A 17,941-nucleotide genomic window follows, 5' to 3' on the forward strand; every position below is an offset into this window, starting at 1 on the left:
TCTACTTTCGTATCGCAGCAATCAAAACTGCTATGCTTACTTTTACCATATAATATATAGATTTAGACGGAGATATTGATGAAACGCCTTCTTCCCTTGCATTCATCTTTACCGGTATTTCTTCTACCTTAGCGCCTTCTTTCAAAATTGTCACAACGCTTTCCGGCTCCGGATAATCTTTTGGATATTCTTCTGAAAACTGTTTCATTATTTTCCGGTTTATCATTCTCATGCCAGAAGTAGGATCTGTAATTTTCTTTCCTGTCAACAGCTTTATCAGTCCAGTAAAATACCGGATACCAAGCCGACGCATTCCAGAGGATTGAAATCCTTCTTTTTCGATATATCTTGAACCAATTACCATATCCAATTGTTCTTTGACAAGTTTTTCTGACATTTCCGTCAGATAGCTGGCATTGTGTTGCCCATCACCGTCAAACTGCACTGCAATATCATAACCATTCCGGTACGCATACATATATCCCGTCTGGACGCCTCCCCCTATTCCCATATTAACCGGAAGATTTACCACATTAAAATTATGTTCTCTGCATATTTTCAACGTATTATCTTTAGAACAGTCATTAATTACCACATAGTCAAAGTCTTTTGCATTTTCTACTACATCTGTAACCGTCTTTACAATTCCGCCTTCCTCATTGTACGCCGGAATGATTACTAGTTTCTTCATCTGATTACTCCTACTTCGAGAATAATTTCAAGTATATTCCAATCAATACATTTCTCACTTTACGGAACCATATACTGAATTTCACATCAAATCCAGATATATGTAATTCCTTATTCAAAGCATGTTTTTCAACCAGTCGTCTATGCTCGTCCACATATACGTCGCGATTCTCTCCAATTAAATTTCCTGTGTTTGAATCATTCCGTATTCTGAAGCTGTTAAGCTGCTGGTGAATAATATATACATCTCCACTGCAGGCCAGCCGGATCCACATATCAAAATCTAATATATATGTAAAAGATTCATCAAAGTATCCTACTGTTTCCAGTGCTGATTTACGAATCATGTTATTAACCGGAGCACCAAAAAAGTTCTGTATTAATAACGATTTTTTTGCAACTTTTTTACCATCTACCAATCCCAATTTACGATATCTGTGAAATACACCAGTCTTTTTTCCATTTATATCAACCAGACGTGTATCGCTCTCTACCAGATTAGCCGTCGGATTCTGCTGCATCGCTTTTGCTTCTATCTCTATCGCATTGTTGTCTATCATATCGTCTGCGCATATAAGCTTAATATATTCACCATTTGCAAGGCTCAGGCACTTATTCCAGTTTCCCACCATGCCCAGGTTTTCTTCATTGTGATAGACTTTTATCCGCGGATCCTTAATGCTTTGTATAACTTTTAAGGTTTCATCTTTCGAATTGTCATCTACAATCACAAGTTCAATATTCTGATAGGTCTGATTTAAAATCGAATCGATTGTCTCTTTGATATACCCGGCATTATTATAAGCCGGAATACATACACTTACTAATGGTTCCATCTTTCCACCTATTATCCCAGCAGTTCTTTCATATATACAGTCAATGCATCCTGCCAGTCTGCCATTCTGTAATCGCTGGTCAGCTTTATCATATAATTTTCCAGAATCGAATATGCAGGTCTGTTTGCAGATGCCGGATTCATCTCTTTATACTGTTTGCTGGTCACATGATTTATTCTGGTCTTCTTTCCTGCCTGTTTCATAATCTCATCTGCAAATTCTGCCCAGTTTGTGTCACCTTCGCAGGTAGCATGAAAAATGCCATAATTATCTGTTCCTTCCAGGAAATGAATCATCTTTGCAAGTTCTACTGCACTTGTCGGTGATCCAAGCTGGTCGCAGACAACATTTAACTCATCATGCTTTTCTGACAAAGAAAGCATCGTCTTCACAAAATTTCTGCCATCACCATAAAGCCATGCTGTCCGAAGCATAAAGAAACGACTAGCAAACTGTTTTACAAAATTTTCGCCTTCTAATTTTGTTCTTCCATATGCGCTGATCGGATTTGGCTTGTCAAATTCTATATACGGTCTCGTTCCATTTCCTTCAAAGACATAATCAGTTGATATATGGATCATTTTTGCATCCACTTCTGTTGCTGCAATGCTTAAGTTTCTCGGTCCGATCGCATTAATTTTATATGCCAGGTCTTCCTGCTCTTCACATTTATCTACATTTGTATGTGCAGCACAGTTAATAATTACATCCGGTTTTGCATCTTTCACCATGTTCATTACAACATCAATATTGGTGATATCCAGTGATACAATTCCATCGCCTGCAACAACATCTGTATTTATGAATTCAATATTCTGTTCTGCATATTCCTTACGAATAGCTCTTCCTAACTGTCCATTGCATCCAGTTACCAATATCTTCTTCATCTTTTATTCTCCTAATCCACTTTCTACGGCTTCTACCATTGCCTTTAATGCTTCGTCCTCATCATCACCTTCGCAGACGAATTCGATTTCATCTCCAAATTTGATGCACGCACCCAGTACGCTTAAAACACTTTTGGCATTAGCAGTATTTCCGCGATAATGAAATGTTACTAACGATTTATACTGCATTGCTTCCTTGCAGAGTATTCCTGCCGGACGCAAATGTAATCCTGTTGGATTCTTTATTTTAACTTTCTGACTTACCATTTCTATTCCCCTCCTGATTACAGCATTGTGTTGGTAATTAATTCAGCCAGCTTCTGTGCTTCTTCTTCAATCTCGCTCTGGTTCTTTCCCTCAATCATAACTCTTACCAGCGGCTCGGTTCCGGATGGACGAATCAGTACCCTTCCTTCCCCATTGAATTTCTCTTCCAATGCCTTGATTGCCTCTGCAATCTCAGTATATTCCATGAATTTTTCTTTCTTGTGATTCGGCACTTTGGCATTCACAAGTGCCTGCGGCAATACTTCCATCACCTCTGCCAGCTCAGATAATTTCCTGCCGGTTTCCTTCATTACCTGTAATAAATGAAGTCCGGAAAGAAGTCCGTCACCGGTTGTATTATCATCTAAAAATATAATATGTCCGGACTGCTCACCCCCGATATTATAGCCATTCTCCAGCATATTTTCAAGGACATATCTGTCTCCGACCTTGGTTTTCTCTACATGGATGCCTTCCCGCTCTCCCATCAGACTGAAGCCAAGATTGGTCATAACGGTTACTACAATGGTATTTTTCTTCAAAGTTCCTTTCTTCTTCATATGGCATCCACAGATTGCCATAAGCTGGTCGCCATCCACCAGGTTACCTTTTTCATCTACCGCAAGCATACGGTCAGCATCGCCATCAAATGCAAGACCAACGTCTGCTTTTTCATAAACAACCCTTGCCTGAAGTTCTTCCATATGGGTGGAACCGCAGTTGGCATTGATATTGGTTCCATCCGGCTTCGTATGGATAGCAACCAAATCTGCACCCAGGTCTTTTAATGTCTTAACCGATGTATAGTAGGATGCACCCTCTGCACAGTCTATCACAATCTTCATACCGGTCAAATCAACCGGCACACATTTCTTCATAAATTTCACATATTCATCACGCAAATCAAAACGATAGTCAATTCTTCCCACACCGGATCCAATCGGCAGTACAACATCTTTCATATTATTGCGGATCAGCTCTTCGATTTCATCCTCCAACGCATCAGACAGCTTATATCCGTCTCCATTAAAGAATTTGATTCCGTTAAATTCCATCGGATTATGGGATGCGGAAATCACAACGCCTGCATCTACTTTATGTTTTCTGGTCAGATAGGCAATCGCCGGTGTCGGCATTACCCCTACATAGATTGCATTGGCTCCTACAGAACAGATTCCTGCCATCAGTGCATTGGCAAGCATTCCACCTGAAATTCTTGTATCACATCCTACAATTAATGTCGGCTGATGTTCCTGCTCTTTCGTCAGCACATAGGCACCTGCCTGCCCAAGCTTTGTTGCCAGTTCAATGGTCAGCTCCGCTCCTGCAACACCTCTTACACCATCTGTTCCAAACATTCTGCTCATTTTCTAATCTTCCTCCGAATTTCCATTATTCGTATTATTTCCATTGGTACTGCCCGTTCCCGTTTCTGTACCACCATTCGAACCCGTATGGGTTCCATTGTCATTTCCAGTATTTGTAGTATCTGATGTGTCTTCTGATTTCTTTGTTATGGTTATCACTGCAGTCTGTGTTCCATTTACCGAATATAAGCTGTCATCCAGCTCCAGGGTAACTGTTACGGTATGATTGCCTTCTGCCAGTCCTGCTGCATTTACATTTCCCTTAATACTGTCTGCCATAAGTTTATCCAGATCATTACGCAGTCCCTTTAAAGTTATCGTAACTGTACTCTCTGCAAAGGCTGCTTCATAACCCTCTTTCAGATTCTGAATTGCAATGTTTTCAACCGGTACGCTATAAGATTCTGACACAATCTGCTCCACCACTGCGGTTACTTCAACATTCAGATTGTCAGCATCGACCACCTCTACATCATCCGGCAGATAAGAAGAAATATTAATTGTCTTCACTACATTGCCAGTTGCATCGCTGATATCCAGCTGGTCTGACGGAATCACAATACTTCCGGCTGCGTTCAGTGCTTCCGGTGTTCCCTTTATCGCTATCTTATTCGGATTAATCGTCACTCCGGTGCATACAAATCCATCTGCAACCGTTCCACTCGGTTCAATTTCTACTGAAAGGTTACGGATATTAAGTATCGTAGCCGAAATTGTCACTTTATCAATATTAAAATTCAGCTTTGAGGTGTCTACTGCCTCACTGTTTGCATTATATACAACCGGAACTACACTATCCGTCAAGTCTGCGGATGCACCTGTTACATCAATGGTTGCTTCTACATGATCAATCTGATTCACCACCGATTCCGGTCCGGTTACTTTTAAGATGTTCGGAGATACCCGCACATCTCCCACCGCATAATTCTCAGCTGCATCTCCTACTGTTTTTGCCTTAATAGAAAACTGTGACAGCATCAGATCTTCTACATTTACTTCCATATACTGTGTTTTGCCCTGGAAGTTCACCGCAGACGCATATCGTGTTGCAGTTATCTCAATCGGTACCCGGTATACACCGTCTACCTGCTCAACATTCTCCATATCTGCTACTGCCCGGAAGTCAGTATTACTCAAGTTCTTCATAACAGAACGCACAGTAGAAACCTTAAAGGTTACCTGCAGATTACTGTCCTTTGCTTCAAAGTATTTGCCCTGCTGTGTCATATAATCCGAATTGGTTATCGTAATAGACGTGGTAAAGTTCTTCGCCTGTGTCGGATCATCAATGTTGACAACAACGAGCCACAGCACAACAGAGAAGAATAATGCTGCAACCTTCAGTCCAAAATTATTCGTCACCAGTTTTGTCAGCTTTTTTAACATTGCGTAACCTCCTCTTCAGTAATTGGAAGCGCTTTGGTTCGATATTGCTGCTCTGGAGAAATTTCAGTTTGCTGCGCAGAAACTCCGCATCCACATTACGGTACAGCTGTCCACCCATCGCAATAGAAACCTTTCCGGTTTCCTCTGATACCACAATTGTAAGAGAATCACTCACTTCACTAATTCCAACTGCCGCACGATGTCTGGTTCCCAGATCCTTGCTCAGTTCCAGGCTGTCAGACAGTGGCAGATAACAGGTTGCAGAGACAACCCTGTCCCCACGTACAATAATAGCTCCGTCATGTAACGGAGTGTTCTTTTCAAATATATTAATCAGAAGCTGGCTTGATACCAGGGAATCCAGTGCAATACCGGTTCTTTCGTATTCTGTCAGCATAATTTCATTTTCCACTACAATCAGGGCTCCGGTCTTCACCTTACCCATCTCATAGCTTGCCTTTACCAGTTCTCCAATCGTATGGTCATTGAAACGTTCCACTCCGTTTTTTCCAAAATCAAAAGAAAAGAGTGATGAAATAAATTTCTTTCGTCCCAATTCTTCCAGTGCTTTCCGGAGCTCCGGCTGGAAGATAACAACGATTGCAATAATCGCTACATTAATCGTCTTCTCTGCTATCCAGAGAATTGTATTCATCTGGAAGATTGCTGCCACAAGTACAAACGCTAAAATCACAAGAATTCCTTTTAACAGCATCCATGCCCGTGTATCCTTAATCCATTTCAGGACGTGATAAAACAGGAACGCAATAATAAGCATTTCTACAATATCAGTCTTTGATACCGTAATGTTCAAAACGCTTACCCACGCCAGATAATTTTCTTTAAAATTTTCCAACACTGTCAAAAATGACTGCACCTGTTCCACTTCCTCTCTGTCTTATTTCAGCAAATCTTCGTCTATATCCATTTCCTCTGCCAATGCTTTGCGGGAAATACGTTCTTTTTCCTCATCCTTGGCTGCGATACGTTTTACCTTTTTCTCCTTGGTTGTAACATAAATCTTCGGTACCGCTTTTACATAATAGTAATATTCATCATCCTCAAACTGTACCCGTTCTGTCCTGCTATAATCCAGGTTAAAGAACAGGAACTGCTGTATCAATGCAATCACCGTAGAAATTACGCTTCCTACAATAATCCAGACGATTCGTCCCTTGATGCCCAGCATTACAAAACCGCTGATCAGCACAGTAAGTCCAATCAGAATACCAGCCAGTGACGCCACTGTCCATGCATGATCTATGGACAGGCGGCGCACTACATAAACCACCAGTAAAATCACAATAAAAGTTGCCAGTACCAGATACATTTCCTTATTGCCCAGCAGCTGGTTGATTGCTACCACCATTTTTGAAGCCGCATTGCTGTCCTCTTCCACCGCACTTAATACTGCCTCATTTTCCTTTATTCCCTTCAGGAAATAAAACATCACAGTTCCGCTCACAATAGATGCAGCAGATGCCGGTGTCCGTAACAGTCCTGCTGAAATCGGCATGATATACGGGATATGTAATGTAAATGTTATCGGTGTCAGCACTGCATAATAACCATCTTTTGGTGAAAACCGTAAATACAGCAGTGCGATAACCAGCATAAGAATCAGTCCTACCACGCATACATCCATAGACAGTGCAAATAAATGTGCAGCAATCAGAATGAACGCAAACAACAGGATAGCGTTGACCGGAAGAACCGCACATAACAGTGCCAGTACCAGTGTTACCGGAAGTCCAGCCAGTCTGGTCATATAGCCAATATTTTGATTGATCAGTAGAAATACCACTGTTGCCAGAATAAACTTAAGTACCGGCACCACATATATTTCATTTTTTCCAAAAAAGCGGATTAACCGCTCCTTCAGTTCGAGTAAACCCGTCATTCTAAACCTCCCAGTCATCCGTATTAGATATATTTTCTTCCTCACGATACAGACTGCTCACCCTCTTCAGTCTGTTATAATACTCCTTCACCTGTTTTCTCCCCTTTGTATATCTACGATTATAGATAATATAAGTAATAAGCAGATAAGCAGCCAGAAATACCAGATACACCATTACAATCTGGATGCCAAATCCAATCATATCCATATCATTAATTTTCTTTACCAGATTCTCCATGTCGTAAAAAAGCCACAGCACAAAAAGAAGTCCAAACGCAATGGTTCCGGCAAAAAAGCTTTTTATCAACTCCATGGCAACATAATCTCTTCTAAAATACTGTGTTGCTTTCTGGCAGGCTTTACTTTCTTCATTTTCGAATTCTGACAGCTTTGTCATATGTCTGACGCGTTCTTTACTAATCATACTCTGCTCCTAAACAAACTCTCTTTAGTATAACATAGATATTATCTTCTGAAAAGAAAAAACTGCCACCAGTCACTGCGGCAGTTCTTATCTACAGTTACAGATATCTCATCTTATCTCTTTCCTTCGGTCTCTTATCCAACTGAGGCTCCACCGGTTTTTTCTTTATTACACTCTGGAAGTCCGTTTCCATTTTACGTTTGCATTTTTCACAGAAACGTCCTGTTTTGATAATTGTTCCACAGCCTTCACATTCCAGACCAAGTGGTGAATCTTCTGAAAAGACAAGTCTTTCTTCACGCACCCACTGTTTAATCTGTTTTACAGAAACATCATTATCTTCCGATACAACCTGTATCGGAGTATTCGGGTTCTGCCGCAAATATTCTTTTACCTCCTGGAACTTCTCTTCCAGCTTATCTTTGCAGGCTTTACATAACGGTACGCCCCCATAATAATTAAATAATCTTCCGCATCCTTTGCAGTTTCTTACGTCCATTCTTTCTCCTCCTAATGTCCCCTGCCAATGCTAATGCAAAGCACATAAACCTCTTGTATTCCTGATACCTTCAAACATTCTGCTGCTGCATCCACGGTACTTCCAGTTGTGTAAATGTCATCTACAAGCAGAACTTTTCTTAATTGTACTATATTTTGTGCGATTGTAAAAGCCTTTTTCAGATTTTTCTTGCGTTCCTGGTCATTAAGTTCCTTCTGGGGTCTGGTATTTATACACCGATATAGCAATTTCGTTTCTACCGGAATTCCGGTACGTTTTCCTATTTCCTTTGCAAAGAGTTCTGCCTGATTATACCCTCTCTCCCTCCTGCGTTTCCGATGCAGCGGAACCGGTATGATTGCATCTATCCCCAGTCTTGAAATCCACCGGGCATACTGTATACATGCCATTTTTCCATAAAAAGCTGCATATTCACGCCGATTGGCATATTTAAAACGATACAGCGAGTGTTGCACTGCCCCCTGATAAACAAATACTGCCTTTCCCGAATCAAAAAAATGTTTTTTCCGGTCACAGTCACCACAATATTCCTTTCTGGCATTCCCAATGGGTTTTCCGCACCGTTTACAGACCGGTTCCTGCACCAGTTCTGCCTTTCCGATGCACTCCGGGCAGATTTCCCCATCCGGCGGTATTACCTCATCACACAGCGGGCATCTTCTTGGGAATATAATATCCAGTATATTCATTATTTCCTTTCCAAAACTCTCTTTGCACATATTAGCACAGTCCCTTTTGCAAAAACATTAACATTCTCTTAATTTTTCCTGATAAAAATAGGATTTAATTTATTGACTTATTTTTCTCTACTTATTATAATTAGTCTATTCGGATTAACGCTTTAATGCATAAACGCGCAGACGCACGAACGCGTTAAATCAAAAAAAACATTACATATTTCAGGAGGAAATTATTATGAAAAAAATGAAGAAATTTCTCTCTCTTTCAGTTGCAGCAGTTCTTGCACTCAGCATGACCGCCTGTGGCTCCAAAGCAGGAGATACCCAAAACGCTGACGCTACAGAGAAAAGTTCATCCAACGCAAAGTACACCGTTGGCATCTGTCAGCTCGTACAGCATGAGGCATTAGATGCTGCAACAAAAGGATTCAAAGACTATCTTACCGAGAAATTAGGTGATGACGTTGTTTTTGACGAGCAGAACGCCCAGGGTGATTCTGCCACATGCGCAACTATCGTCAACTCCTTCGTTTCCAAAAATGAAGACCTGATTCTTGCAAATGCAACTGCTCCTCTTCAGTCTGCAGCTGCTGCAACTACAGATATTCCTATTCTTGGAACTTCCGTAACAGATTATGCAACCGCTCTTGACATTTCTGGCTGGTCAGGCACAACAGGACGTAACATTTCAGGAACTTCTGACTTAGCTCCTCTGTCCGAGCAGGCAGCTATGTTAAACGAATTATTCCCGGATGCTAAAAATGTCGGACTGCTTTACTGCTCCGCAGAAGCAAACTCACAGTATCAGATTGATGTTATCAAAGAAGAATTAGAAAAATTAAATTACACCTGTACTGCATATTCTTTCGTTGATTCCAACGATATTGCAAGTGTTGTCCAGAGTGCTGTAAATGATAACGATGTTCTTTACGTTCCTACCGACAACACTGCAGCTTCCAATACAGAAGTCATCAATAACATTGCAGGGGAAGCCGGTGTTCCAATTATTGCAGGGGAAGCCGGTATCTGTAAAGGATGTGGTGTTGCTACCTTATCCATCAGCTACTATGACCTTGGATATCAGACAGGTAAAATGGCATACGAAATCTTAGTAAATGGTGCAGACCCATCCACTATGGAAGTTGAATTTGCTCCAGCAGTTACCAAACAGTACAACCCTGACATCTGCGAGAAGCTTGGCATCACTGTTCCAGACGATTACGAAGCTTTAGACATGTCTGAGTAATTTTTACTTTTGAATTATTTATTTAGAAACCGGAGGAACTTATTGTGGAATTGCAAATTGCTGATTTATTAAACGCTATGCCCGGTGCTGTAGCCCAGGGATTAATCTGGGGTATTATGGCAATCGGTGTATACATCACTTTTAAAATACAGGATGTGGCAGACTTAACCGTGGATGGAACCATGAGTCTTGGCGGTGCTGTCTGTGTTACTCTGATTGCTTCTGGACAGAATATCTGGGTAGCAATCCTTGCCGCTACCATATCCGGTATGCTGGCAGGATTAATTACCGGAATCTTCCATACAAAAATGGGAATCCCGGTAATCCTTGCAGGTATTTTAACCCAGCTTGGATTATACTCCATTAACTTAAAGATTCTTGGCGGCAAATCCAACCAGGCAATCAGCGCTGACAAATACGATTTAATTGTATCTTTACGATATGTAAAAAATGTGGCTTTTTATAAAAACACCATATTTATCGTTGCTATCTTCGTCATCGCCATTATAGCTATCCTGTACTGGTTCTTCGGAACTGCAAGAGGCTGTTCTATCCGTGCTACCGGATGCAACCCGAATATGAGCCGTGCCCAGGGTATCAACACAAATTTCAATACCGTAATCGGTTTAATGATTTCCAACGGTCTTGTTGGTCTTGCCAGCGCTCTTTACTCACAGTATCAGGGATTTGCTGATGTCAATGCAGGACGTGGTGCTATCGTAATCGGTCTTGCTGCCGTTATTATCGGTACTGTATTGTTCGAAAAGATTTTCCACAACTTTGCGTTGAAGCTTTTATCTGTCGCTATCGGTGCTGTTATTTACTACGCTGTACTTCAGATTGTTATCTGGCTTGGTCTTGATACCAACTACTTAAAGCTGTTATCTGCACTTGTGGTTGCTTTCTTCCTTGCAGTTCCTTACTGGAAGAAGAAATATTTTACAAAACCAGTAAAGAAAGGAGCCAAAACCAATGCTTAAAGTTGATCATATTTACAAAACATTTAATCCGGGAACCATTAACGAGAAAACCGCTCTTAACGGCACTACCCTTACTTTAAACGAAGGTGATTTCGTTACTGTCATCGGTGGAAATGGTGCCGGAAAATCCACTTTATTAAATGCTATTGCAGGAGTCTTTCTTGTAGATGAAGGTTCCATTTCTATTGATGACGTAGATGTTACAAGAATGTCCGAGCACAGACGTGCCAGTTTCTTAGGACGCGTATTCCAGGACCCTATGATGGGAACCGCTGCTACCATGGGAATCGATGAGAATCTTGCCCTCGCTGCCCGTCGTGGCAAAAGCAGAGGTCTTGGAAGCGGTATTACCAAGGCAGAAAGAGCACATTACAAAGAATTGTTAAAAGAGCTGGATTTAGGACTTGAGAACCGTCTTACCTCTAAAGTCGGACTGCTTTCCGGTGGTCAGCGTCAGGCACTGACTCTTCTTATGGCTACTTTAAACCGTCCAAAGCTGCTTCTCTTAGATGAGCACACCGCTGCTTTGGATCCAAAGACTGCTGCAAAGGTTCTTACTCTTTCGGATAAAATAGTTGCAGAGCAGAACCTTACCACTCTGATGGTAACACACAACATGCGTGATGCAATTGTTCATGGCAACCGTCTGATTATGATGAATGAAGGTCAGGTTATCTTAGATATTTCCGGAGAAGAGAAAAAGAATCTTACCGTAGAAGATTTATTAGAGAAATTTGAAGAAATCAGTGGCGAAGAATTTGCCAATGACAAAGCTTTATTATCCAAGTAATTGGTATCTGCCGGTTTTTAAACGAAAATTGCCAAATGACTTGCTTTGCAAGTTGTCAGACACGCAAAAACCAGCCGGAATTCTGCAAAATACAGAATTTCGGCTGGTTTTTCTTTCTTTCCAGACACCCGTAAGAAGCGGTCGGTGGAAGGTTCCGCATGCCTGCACAGTCAACCACCTCTACACATTTTCTTCCAGTCTTGCCCGCAGACCGCTGTATCTGGTCTGCTCTGTAATATTCTGTTCCATCTCATAGAAGCACATTTCATTTCCCACAAGTGTTACACACTTTCTTGCCCGGGTTACCGCTGTATACAAAAGGTTCCTGTTCATCAGCATTCTCGGGCCCCCAAGAAGCGGAATTACAACTGCCGGATATTCACTACCCTGGGATTTATGTATTGTAATGGCATATGCCAGTTCCAGTTCCTCTAATATTTTAAAGGAATACTCCACCACCTTGTCTTCATCATAGACCACGGTCATTGTCTCTTTATAATCATTGATTTCACGGATAATTCCCGTATCCCCATTAAACACACCGGTTCCACGGTCAATAGCAAATCCATATTTACTCAAGACCTCCCACTCCAGCTGATAATTATTTTTTATCTGCATGACCTTGTCCCCTTCGCGGAACACTTTATCGCCATACTCTTTTTCTTTCCTATCCGGAGCAGGAGGATTTAAATATTGCTGCAAGATACTGTTCAGTCGTTCTACGCCCAGATTTCCTTTTTTCATCGGAGTCAGCACCTGTATATCATAAGGCTGTGCATTTACAAATTTAGGCAGTTTCTGCATAATCAGCTGCAGTACCACATTGATAATCACATCTGCATCATATCGTTTCAGGAAAAAGAAATCCATGCTCTTGTTATCTAACACTACTTCTTCTCCCCGGTTGATTTTATGGGCATTGACAATGATATCACTCTGGGATGCCTGTCGGAAAATCTTGGTAAGCTGTACCACATGGAACTGTCCGCTGTCGATAATATCCTTTAATACGCTTCCCGGTCCTACGCTTGGAAGCTGGTTTACGTCTCCTACCAGAATCAGTCTTGTTCCGGCTACCATTGCCTTCAGAAGGGACTGCATCAGGCTGATATCCACCATAGACATCTCATCGATAATTACAACATCCGTTTCCAGTGGATTACTTTCATTTCGTTCGAATCCTACCGCTCCTTCCATTCCACCGTTTAATTCCAGCATCCGGTGTATGGTTTTAGCTTCATATCCGGTCATTTCGCTCATTCGCTTTGCAGCTCTTCCGGTAGGTGCTGCCAGGAAAATGTCCAGGCCTTCCAGTTCAAAATATTTGATAATACTGTTAATTGTCGTCGTCTTACCAGTTCCTGGTCCACCGGTGATTACCAGAAGTCCGTTTCTTACTGCCTCCGAAACAGCCTCTTTCTGGTGTTCATCCAGTTCCATGCCGGTCTGCTTCTCAATCTTATGGATTCGCTGGGTAATCTCTGCATCTGACACATCATAGGCAATATCCAGATTCTTAAGCATCATGGCTGTATTTACTTCCGTATAATAGAGTGGTGCACCATAAATCTGAACCTGTTCGCCCTCCTGTTTCATAATGATTTTCCGCTCTATCGACAAATCCATATACTGCTTTTCGATTGCTTCTTCTGTTACACCAAGAAGTTCTCCTGCACGCTTTGTCAGTTCTTCTTCCGGCAGAAAGGTATGTCCCTCTCCGGATGCCTGCAAAAGTGTATACAATATACCGCTTCGGATTCGAAAATCAGAATCTGTATGAATACCGACTTTCTTAGCAATTTCATCTGCAATCCGAAATCCCACACCACTGATATCATCCGCCAGACGATATGGATTCTCCTGAATGATGCCGTATACTTCCTGTCCGTATTCTTTATAGATTTTCACCGCAAGATTCAGTGTAATGCCATACTGTTGCAAAAATATCATTGCCTGACGCAGATCTCGTTTTTCAGAGACCTGGTCTGATATTTCCATTGCTTTCCGTTCACTGATTCCTTTCACTTCCGCTAACCGCTCCGGTTCTTCTTCGATAATCCGGAAGGTATCGCCTTTAAATCTTCTTACAATTCTTGCTGCAAGTGCCGCACCAATCCCTTTAATTGCTCCGGATCCAAGATAACGCTCAATGGACAGTTCATCGGTTGGTTCTTTCTCCACATAACTTTCAGCTTTAAACTGCTTTCCATAGGTCGGATGTGCCGTATATTCACCGGTCACTTCGATATTCTCTCCCTCACTGATTCCCGAAAAGATTCCCACGCAGGTAATCTCTTCTTCTTCGCAAACCAGCACCAGTACCGTATAGCCATTGTCAGCATTTCGATATATGATATGATCTACATAACCGGTTATCGTCTCCATCGTCTTTCCTTTCCAACAGAATAAAGAATGTGCCTTGGCACAGTCTTGCGCCTGCGGCGGTCGCTTGCGACATCTGCCTTATACGCCGCAGTGTGCATCCTTGCGGAGCATTTTTTACTTTACAGGAAAGCAATTTCCTGTAAAGTAAGAGAAGGCTGTCATCATATGACAGCCCCTTTTATCGTCTTTTCTAAATTCTATTCCATATTATAATTACGCTTCATCTGCTCATACAGCTGCTGTGCCAGACTGTTACTTCCGCCACTCTGTTCTACTGACTGGCTTGCCAGCTTCTGTATCATCTCGTCTTCAAAATAATCCGTCATCTGACTCATACTGGCATCCTGGTCTTCGTTCTCCGGAATGGTTTTCTTCATTTCCTTATAAACCTGTTCTAAGAAATATGCCTCAAATTCCTTGCAGACATCCATCAGTTCGTCATCCGTTGCACCTGATAAATCTGAATTCAATGTCTTCTCCAGTCCATTGGAACTGTTACTTGCCTGTGATGAAGTTGTATTCAGCAATGTCGAAATATTATCCATCGATATACTCATACTTTACCCTGCCTTTAGAACTATCTTCTTAATGAATTTGCCTGTCCAAGCATCTCATCTGCTGCCTGAATCGCCTTAGAGTTTAATTCATATGCACGCTGTGCAATAATCATATTAACCATCTCGTCTGCCACCTGGACATTGGATGCTTCCAGATAATTCTGGCATACCTTGCTTCTGGTCAGTCCCGGAGTAGTCAGCTCATTCATCGGATTACCGGATGCTGCTGTTGCAACCAAAAGGCTTCCGGAATCCTTTTCCAGTCCAGCCGGATTGGTAAACTGATATACGCCAATCTGTCTGTTCATATCTATGGTATTGCCTGCCGCATCTTTATAATAGAACTTTCCATCATTTGATACTTCGATAGATGATGCAGTCACGCCATCCGGCAGAACAATTTCATTTCCATTACTATCTAATACCGGAAGTCCGGCTTCATTGCAAAGTGTCGTTCCATTAGTTCCGATTGCCCAGCCAAATTTACCATTTCTGGTATAGTATGTCTGTCCATCTTCTCCACGCACTGTGAAAAATCCTTTTCCTTCCAACGCAAATGCCGTATTGCTGGAATTGGCAATTAATGCTCCATTGGTAAAATCAGATGTAATAGAGGCTACTCTGGTTCCCAGTCCTACCTGAACCGGAACCGGCTTTTCATCACCATTTGCAGAAGTTGTCTTAGACTGCAGTGTCTGATACAGCAGCGATTTAAATTCTGCCTGTTCGGATTTGTAACCTGTTGTATTTACATTCGATAAGTTATTAGAAATCGAATCAATATTTGTCTGCTGTGCAATCATTCCTGATGCAGCAGTCCACAATGCTCTCATCATAAGCCCTGCGCTCCTTATCTCTCTTGCGCCATCCGTGGCCAGCCTTTTATGAAACGTACCTATTTCCTACTTATTTATATCGGCTTCTTTTGCTCTTTTCTTTAGTTCTTTTTATACTTTACCTACATTATTTACGGCTTTGTCCAGTGTTGAATCCATCGTCTGGATAATCTTCTGTCCAGCCTCGTAAGCTCTGGTGATTGTAATCATATCTACCATTTCGGATACTACATTAATGTTGGAAGCTTCCAATGCACCCTGCTCTACTCTCGCATTCGATGCCACAAGCTGTCCGCCATTTACTACATCATAGAGATTCTCACCATATTTGCTGATATAGTCATAATTATCTACATCTACCACACCAAGTCTTGCAACCACCTGATTATTCTGCATAATACTTCCATCGGAAAGCACTTCAAAATCCAGATTCGGATTAATCCGGATATAATTCTCTGCACCAGGATTGCCAGTGGAAGCTCCATTCTGGTTCAGCACATAATCACCGTCTTTGGTCACCAGATAGCCTTCTCTGGTCAGTGTAAATGCTCCATCCCGGGTAAGCTTCATAGATGTTTCACCATTCTTATTGGTAAATGATACCGTAAAAAAACCATTTCCATCCAATGCCATATCGGTACTTCTGTCTGTCACTTTAAAGCTGCCCTGGCTGAAATCGGTATATACTTCGCCAATATGCACACCCATACTAATATTTCCCAGTACCCGCGGCTGCCCATAATCAGAAGTATCCTTAATCTTAATTGCCAGTGTATCAGCAAATGTATGGTTTGTGGTACCTTCCTTCTTATATCCGGTTGTGTCGGCATTTGCCAGATTATTTGTCAGAATATCCAGACGGTTCTGTTCGTCTAGCATTCCGGTCCATGCGGTATATAATCCTTTTACCATCTACAGTCCTCCCGAAATCTTAATCGTCGTCTCTCTTACCAGCTAAGAATTCTACGAATTTACCTGTACCAATTGCTACACAAGTCATTGGTTCTTCTGCTGTCATTGTATTAATTCCTGTCTTATCTTCAATCAGCTCTTCCAGTCCTCTAAGTAATGAACCGCCACCTGTCAGCACAATTCCTCTGTCTGCAACATCTGCTGCCAGCTCTGGTGGTGTTTTTTCCAGAACACTGTGTACCGCTTCTACAATCTGTAAAGTCGGTTCTCTTAATGCTTCCTCAGTCTCTTCTGAAGAAACAGTTACTGTCTTAGGAAGTCCTGTTACCAGATTACGTCCACGGACATCCATAGTTTCCGGCTGTGCCAGCGGGAAACAGGTTCCAATCTTAATCTTAATATCTTCTGCAGTTCTTTCTCCGATCAGAAGATTATGTTTCTTTCTCATATAACGGACAATTGCCTCATCAAAATCATCTCCGGCAATTTTAATTGATGTACTTACTACCGAACCGCCCAGTGAAATTACTGCAATATCTGCGGTTCCTCCTCCGATATCTACAATCATATTTCCACAAGGTCTTGCAATATCGATGCCTGCTCCAATTGCTGCTGCAATTGGTTCTTCAATAATTGCAACTTCTCTTGCTCCTGCCTGATAAGTTGCATCCTCTACCGCCTTCTTCTCAACCTCTGTTACACCACTTGGTACACAGACACTGATTCTTGGCTTACGGAATGTTTTCTTTCCCAGTGCCTTCTGAATAAAGTACTTAATCATCTTCTCTGTTACGGTATAATCAGAAATAACACCCTGACGGAGTGGTCTTACTGCTACAATGTTGCCCGGTGTTCTACCAAGCATCAGTCTTGCTTCTTCACCAATCGCCTTAATCTTGTTTGTATCTCTGTCAAACGCTACTACGGACGGCTCTTTTAAAACTACGCCTTTTCCTTTAATATAAACCAATATGCTGGCTGTTCCTAAATCAATTCCAATATCTGTTGAAACCATGTCAATGTTTCCCCTTTCATCTGTTTCATTATATGTGGAGTAATCTATCTCAAAAAAAGACAGACTACGCATTCAATCATATTCTTACATATATAATCACATTATATACAATAAATGGCATTTTTCAAAGGTTTTTTTCTGTTTTTACTTATTTTTAATGAAATCGCAACATCTTCTTAACTTTCTTTTGCTTTCTAATTGTCTTAACTTTTTGTTCACATAATAGTCACACGTCTTCTATAGTATCATATATGTACTAGCTA

The 17,941-nt window shown here is 41.5% G+C and carries 19 protein-coding genes; 3 read left to right on the forward strand and 16 right to left on the reverse strand.

Features of this window, described 5'->3' with window-relative positions:
- Position 1: 1 nt before the first annotated feature.
- From DWX65_RS05620 to DWX65_RS05670, 11 genes are all read right to left on the reverse strand, one after another.
- Positions 2-691, reverse strand: a complete 690-nt coding sequence (locus tag DWX65_RS05620) for a glycosyltransferase family 2 protein (protein WP_117698432.1) — start codon at positions 689-691, stop codon at positions 2-4.
- A gap of 10 nt (positions 692-701) precedes the next feature.
- Positions 702-1,526: a glycosyltransferase family 2 protein gene (locus DWX65_RS05625; protein WP_117698433.1), complete on the reverse strand. Its 825-nt coding sequence runs from the start codon at positions 1,524-1,526 to the stop codon at positions 702-704.
- Between the two features lie 11 nt (positions 1,527-1,537).
- Positions 1,538-2,413: a dTDP-4-dehydrorhamnose reductase gene (gene rfbD, locus DWX65_RS05630; protein WP_117698434.1), complete on the reverse strand. Its 876-nt coding sequence runs from the start codon at positions 2,411-2,413 to the stop codon at positions 1,538-1,540.
- A 3-nt stretch (positions 2,414-2,416) separates the two neighbouring features.
- Positions 2,417-2,680, reverse strand: a complete 264-nt coding sequence (locus DWX65_RS05635) for an HPr family phosphocarrier protein (RefSeq protein ID WP_022244507.1) — start codon at positions 2,678-2,680, stop codon at positions 2,417-2,419.
- Between the two features lie 17 nt (positions 2,681-2,697).
- Positions 2,698-4,047: a phosphoglucosamine mutase gene (gene glmM, locus DWX65_RS05640; RefSeq protein ID WP_022244508.1), complete on the reverse strand. Its 1,350-nt coding sequence runs from the start codon at positions 4,045-4,047 to the stop codon at positions 2,698-2,700.
- Positions 4,048-4,050: 3 nt separating this feature from the next.
- A complete protein-coding gene (locus DWX65_RS05645) occupies positions 4,051-5,433 on the reverse strand; it encodes a CdaR family protein (RefSeq protein ID WP_117698435.1) in 1,383 nt (460 codons plus the stop codon).
- Entirely contained in the window at positions 5,399-6,310 is a 912-nt protein-coding gene (gene cdaA, locus DWX65_RS05650) for a diadenylate cyclase CdaA (RefSeq protein ID WP_330414758.1), read from the reverse strand. The genes DWX65_RS05645 and cdaA overlap by 35 nt, the downstream gene beginning before the upstream one ends.
- 21 nt (positions 6,311-6,331) lie before the next feature.
- Positions 6,332-7,333, reverse strand: a complete 1,002-nt coding sequence (locus tag DWX65_RS05655) for a hypothetical protein (RefSeq protein WP_117698437.1) — start codon at positions 7,331-7,333, stop codon at positions 6,332-6,334.
- Position 7,334: 1 nt separating this feature from the next.
- Positions 7,335-7,757 carry a hypothetical protein gene (locus tag DWX65_RS05660; protein WP_118173021.1) on the reverse strand — a complete coding sequence of 141 codons (423 nt, stop codon included), beginning with the start codon at positions 7,755-7,757 and terminating at the stop codon, positions 7,335-7,337.
- Between the two features lie 97 nt (positions 7,758-7,854).
- A complete protein-coding gene (locus DWX65_RS05665) occupies positions 7,855-8,256 on the reverse strand; it encodes a flagellar protein (RefSeq protein WP_117698439.1) in 402 nt (133 codons plus the stop codon).
- 11 nt (positions 8,257-8,267) lie between these two features.
- Complete coding sequence (locus DWX65_RS05670) at positions 8,268-8,966, reverse strand: ComF family protein (RefSeq protein WP_242986176.1); 699 nt, start codon at positions 8,964-8,966, stop codon at positions 8,268-8,270.
- Positions 8,967-9,192: 226 nt separating this feature from the next.
- Between DWX65_RS05670 and DWX65_RS05675 the strand changes: the two genes are divergently transcribed.
- Genes DWX65_RS05675 through DWX65_RS05685 form a run of 3 tightly spaced genes read left to right on the forward strand, consistent with a single transcriptional unit; the run spans position 9,193 to position 11,973 of the window.
- Positions 9,193-10,203 carry an ABC transporter substrate-binding protein gene (locus DWX65_RS05675; RefSeq protein ID WP_330414759.1) on the forward strand — a complete coding sequence of 337 codons (1,011 nt, stop codon included), beginning with the start codon at positions 9,193-9,195 and terminating at the stop codon, positions 10,201-10,203.
- A 50-nt stretch (positions 10,204-10,253) separates the two neighbouring features.
- Positions 10,254-11,183 carry an ABC transporter permease gene (locus DWX65_RS05680; RefSeq protein WP_117698468.1) on the forward strand — a complete coding sequence of 310 codons (930 nt, stop codon included), beginning with the start codon at positions 10,254-10,256 and terminating at the stop codon, positions 11,181-11,183.
- Positions 11,176-11,973, forward strand: coding sequence for an ABC transporter ATP-binding protein (locus DWX65_RS05685; protein WP_022244517.1), 798 nt, complete (start codon positions 11,176-11,178; stop codon positions 11,971-11,973). The genes DWX65_RS05680 and DWX65_RS05685 overlap by 8 nt, the downstream gene beginning before the upstream one ends.
- A 180-nt stretch (positions 11,974-12,153) precedes the next feature.
- Here the strand turns inward: DWX65_RS05685 and recD2 are convergent, their stop codons facing one another.
- From recD2 to DWX65_RS05710, 5 genes are all read right to left on the reverse strand, one after another.
- The gene (gene recD2 / locus DWX65_RS05690; protein ID WP_118173022.1) at positions 12,154-14,358 is read right to left on the reverse strand and encodes an SF1B family DNA helicase RecD2; all 2,205 of its coding nucleotides are present in this window, start codon (positions 14,356-14,358) and stop codon (positions 12,154-12,156) included.
- Positions 14,359-14,555: 197 nt separating this feature from the next.
- Positions 14,556-14,915, reverse strand: a complete 360-nt coding sequence (locus DWX65_RS05695; protein WP_117698442.1) for a rod-binding protein — start codon at positions 14,913-14,915, stop codon at positions 14,556-14,558.
- Between the two features lie 20 nt (positions 14,916-14,935).
- Complete coding sequence (locus DWX65_RS05700) at positions 14,936-15,751, reverse strand: flagellar hook-basal body protein (RefSeq protein WP_022244520.1); 816 nt, start codon at positions 15,749-15,751, stop codon at positions 14,936-14,938.
- Positions 15,752-15,862: 111 nt separating this feature from the next.
- Positions 15,863-16,663, reverse strand: a complete 801-nt coding sequence (locus DWX65_RS05705; RefSeq protein ID WP_117698444.1) for a flagellar hook-basal body protein — start codon at positions 16,661-16,663, stop codon at positions 15,863-15,865.
- Between the two features lie 19 nt (positions 16,664-16,682).
- Positions 16,683-17,678: a rod shape-determining protein gene (locus DWX65_RS05710; protein WP_022244522.1), complete on the reverse strand. Its 996-nt coding sequence runs from the start codon at positions 17,676-17,678 to the stop codon at positions 16,683-16,685.
- Between the last annotated feature and the right edge of the window lie 263 nt (positions 17,679-17,941).

Origin of the sequence: Roseburia sp. AF20-18LB, assembly GCF_003461185.1 — a bacterium.
GTDB lineage: Bacteria > Bacillota > Clostridia > Lachnospirales > Lachnospiraceae > Roseburia_C > Roseburia_C amylophila.

Coding starts and splice junctions, on each gene's coding strand:
- DWX65_RS05710 (WP_022244522.1), bottom strand. CDS start 17,678: ATGGTTTCAACAGATATTGGAATTGATTTAGGAACAGCCAGCATATTG.
- DWX65_RS05660 (WP_118173021.1), bottom strand. CDS start 7,757: ATGATTAGTAAAGAACGCGTCAGACATATGACAAAGCTGTCAGAATTC.
- DWX65_RS05645 (WP_117698435.1), bottom strand. CDS start 5,433: ATGTTAAAAAAGCTGACAAAACTGGTGACGAATAATTTTGGACTGAAG.
- rfbD (WP_117698434.1), bottom strand. CDS start 2,413: ATGAAGAAGATATTGGTAACTGGATGCAATGGACAGTTAGGAAGAGCT.
- DWX65_RS05675 (WP_330414759.1), top strand. CDS start 9,193: ATGAAAAAAATGAAGAAATTTCTCTCTCTTTCAGTTGCAGCAGTTCTT.
- DWX65_RS05685 (WP_022244517.1), top strand. CDS start 11,176: ATGCTTAAAGTTGATCATATTTACAAAACATTTAATCCGGGAACCATT.
- DWX65_RS05625 (WP_117698433.1), bottom strand. CDS start 1,526: ATGGAACCATTAGTAAGTGTATGTATTCCGGCTTATAATAATGCCGGG.
- DWX65_RS05700 (WP_022244520.1), bottom strand. CDS start 15,751: ATGATGAGAGCATTGTGGACTGCTGCATCAGGAATGATTGCACAGCAG.
- DWX65_RS05705 (WP_117698444.1), bottom strand. CDS start 16,663: ATGGTAAAAGGATTATATACCGCATGGACCGGAATGCTAGACGAACAG.
- glmM (WP_022244508.1), bottom strand. CDS start 4,047: ATGAGCAGAATGTTTGGAACAGATGGTGTAAGAGGTGTTGCAGGAGCG.
- DWX65_RS05635 (WP_022244507.1), bottom strand. CDS start 2,680: ATGGTAAGTCAGAAAGTTAAAATAAAGAATCCAACAGGATTACATTTG.
- DWX65_RS05670 (WP_242986176.1), bottom strand. CDS start 8,966: ATGAATATACTGGATATTATATTCCCAAGAAGATGCCCGCTGTGTGAT.
- DWX65_RS05665 (WP_117698439.1), bottom strand. CDS start 8,256: ATGGACGTAAGAAACTGCAAAGGATGCGGAAGATTATTTAATTATTAT.
- DWX65_RS05695 (WP_117698442.1), bottom strand. CDS start 14,915: ATGAGTATATCGATGGATAATATTTCGACATTGCTGAATACAACTTCA.
- recD2 (WP_118173022.1), bottom strand. CDS start 14,358: ATGGAGACGATAACCGGTTATGTAGATCATATCATATATCGAAATGCT.
- DWX65_RS05620 (WP_117698432.1), bottom strand. CDS start 691: ATGAAGAAACTAGTAATCATTCCGGCGTACAATGAGGAAGGCGGAATT.
- DWX65_RS05655 (WP_117698437.1), bottom strand. CDS start 7,333: ATGACGGGTTTACTCGAACTGAAGGAGCGGTTAATCCGCTTTTTTGGA.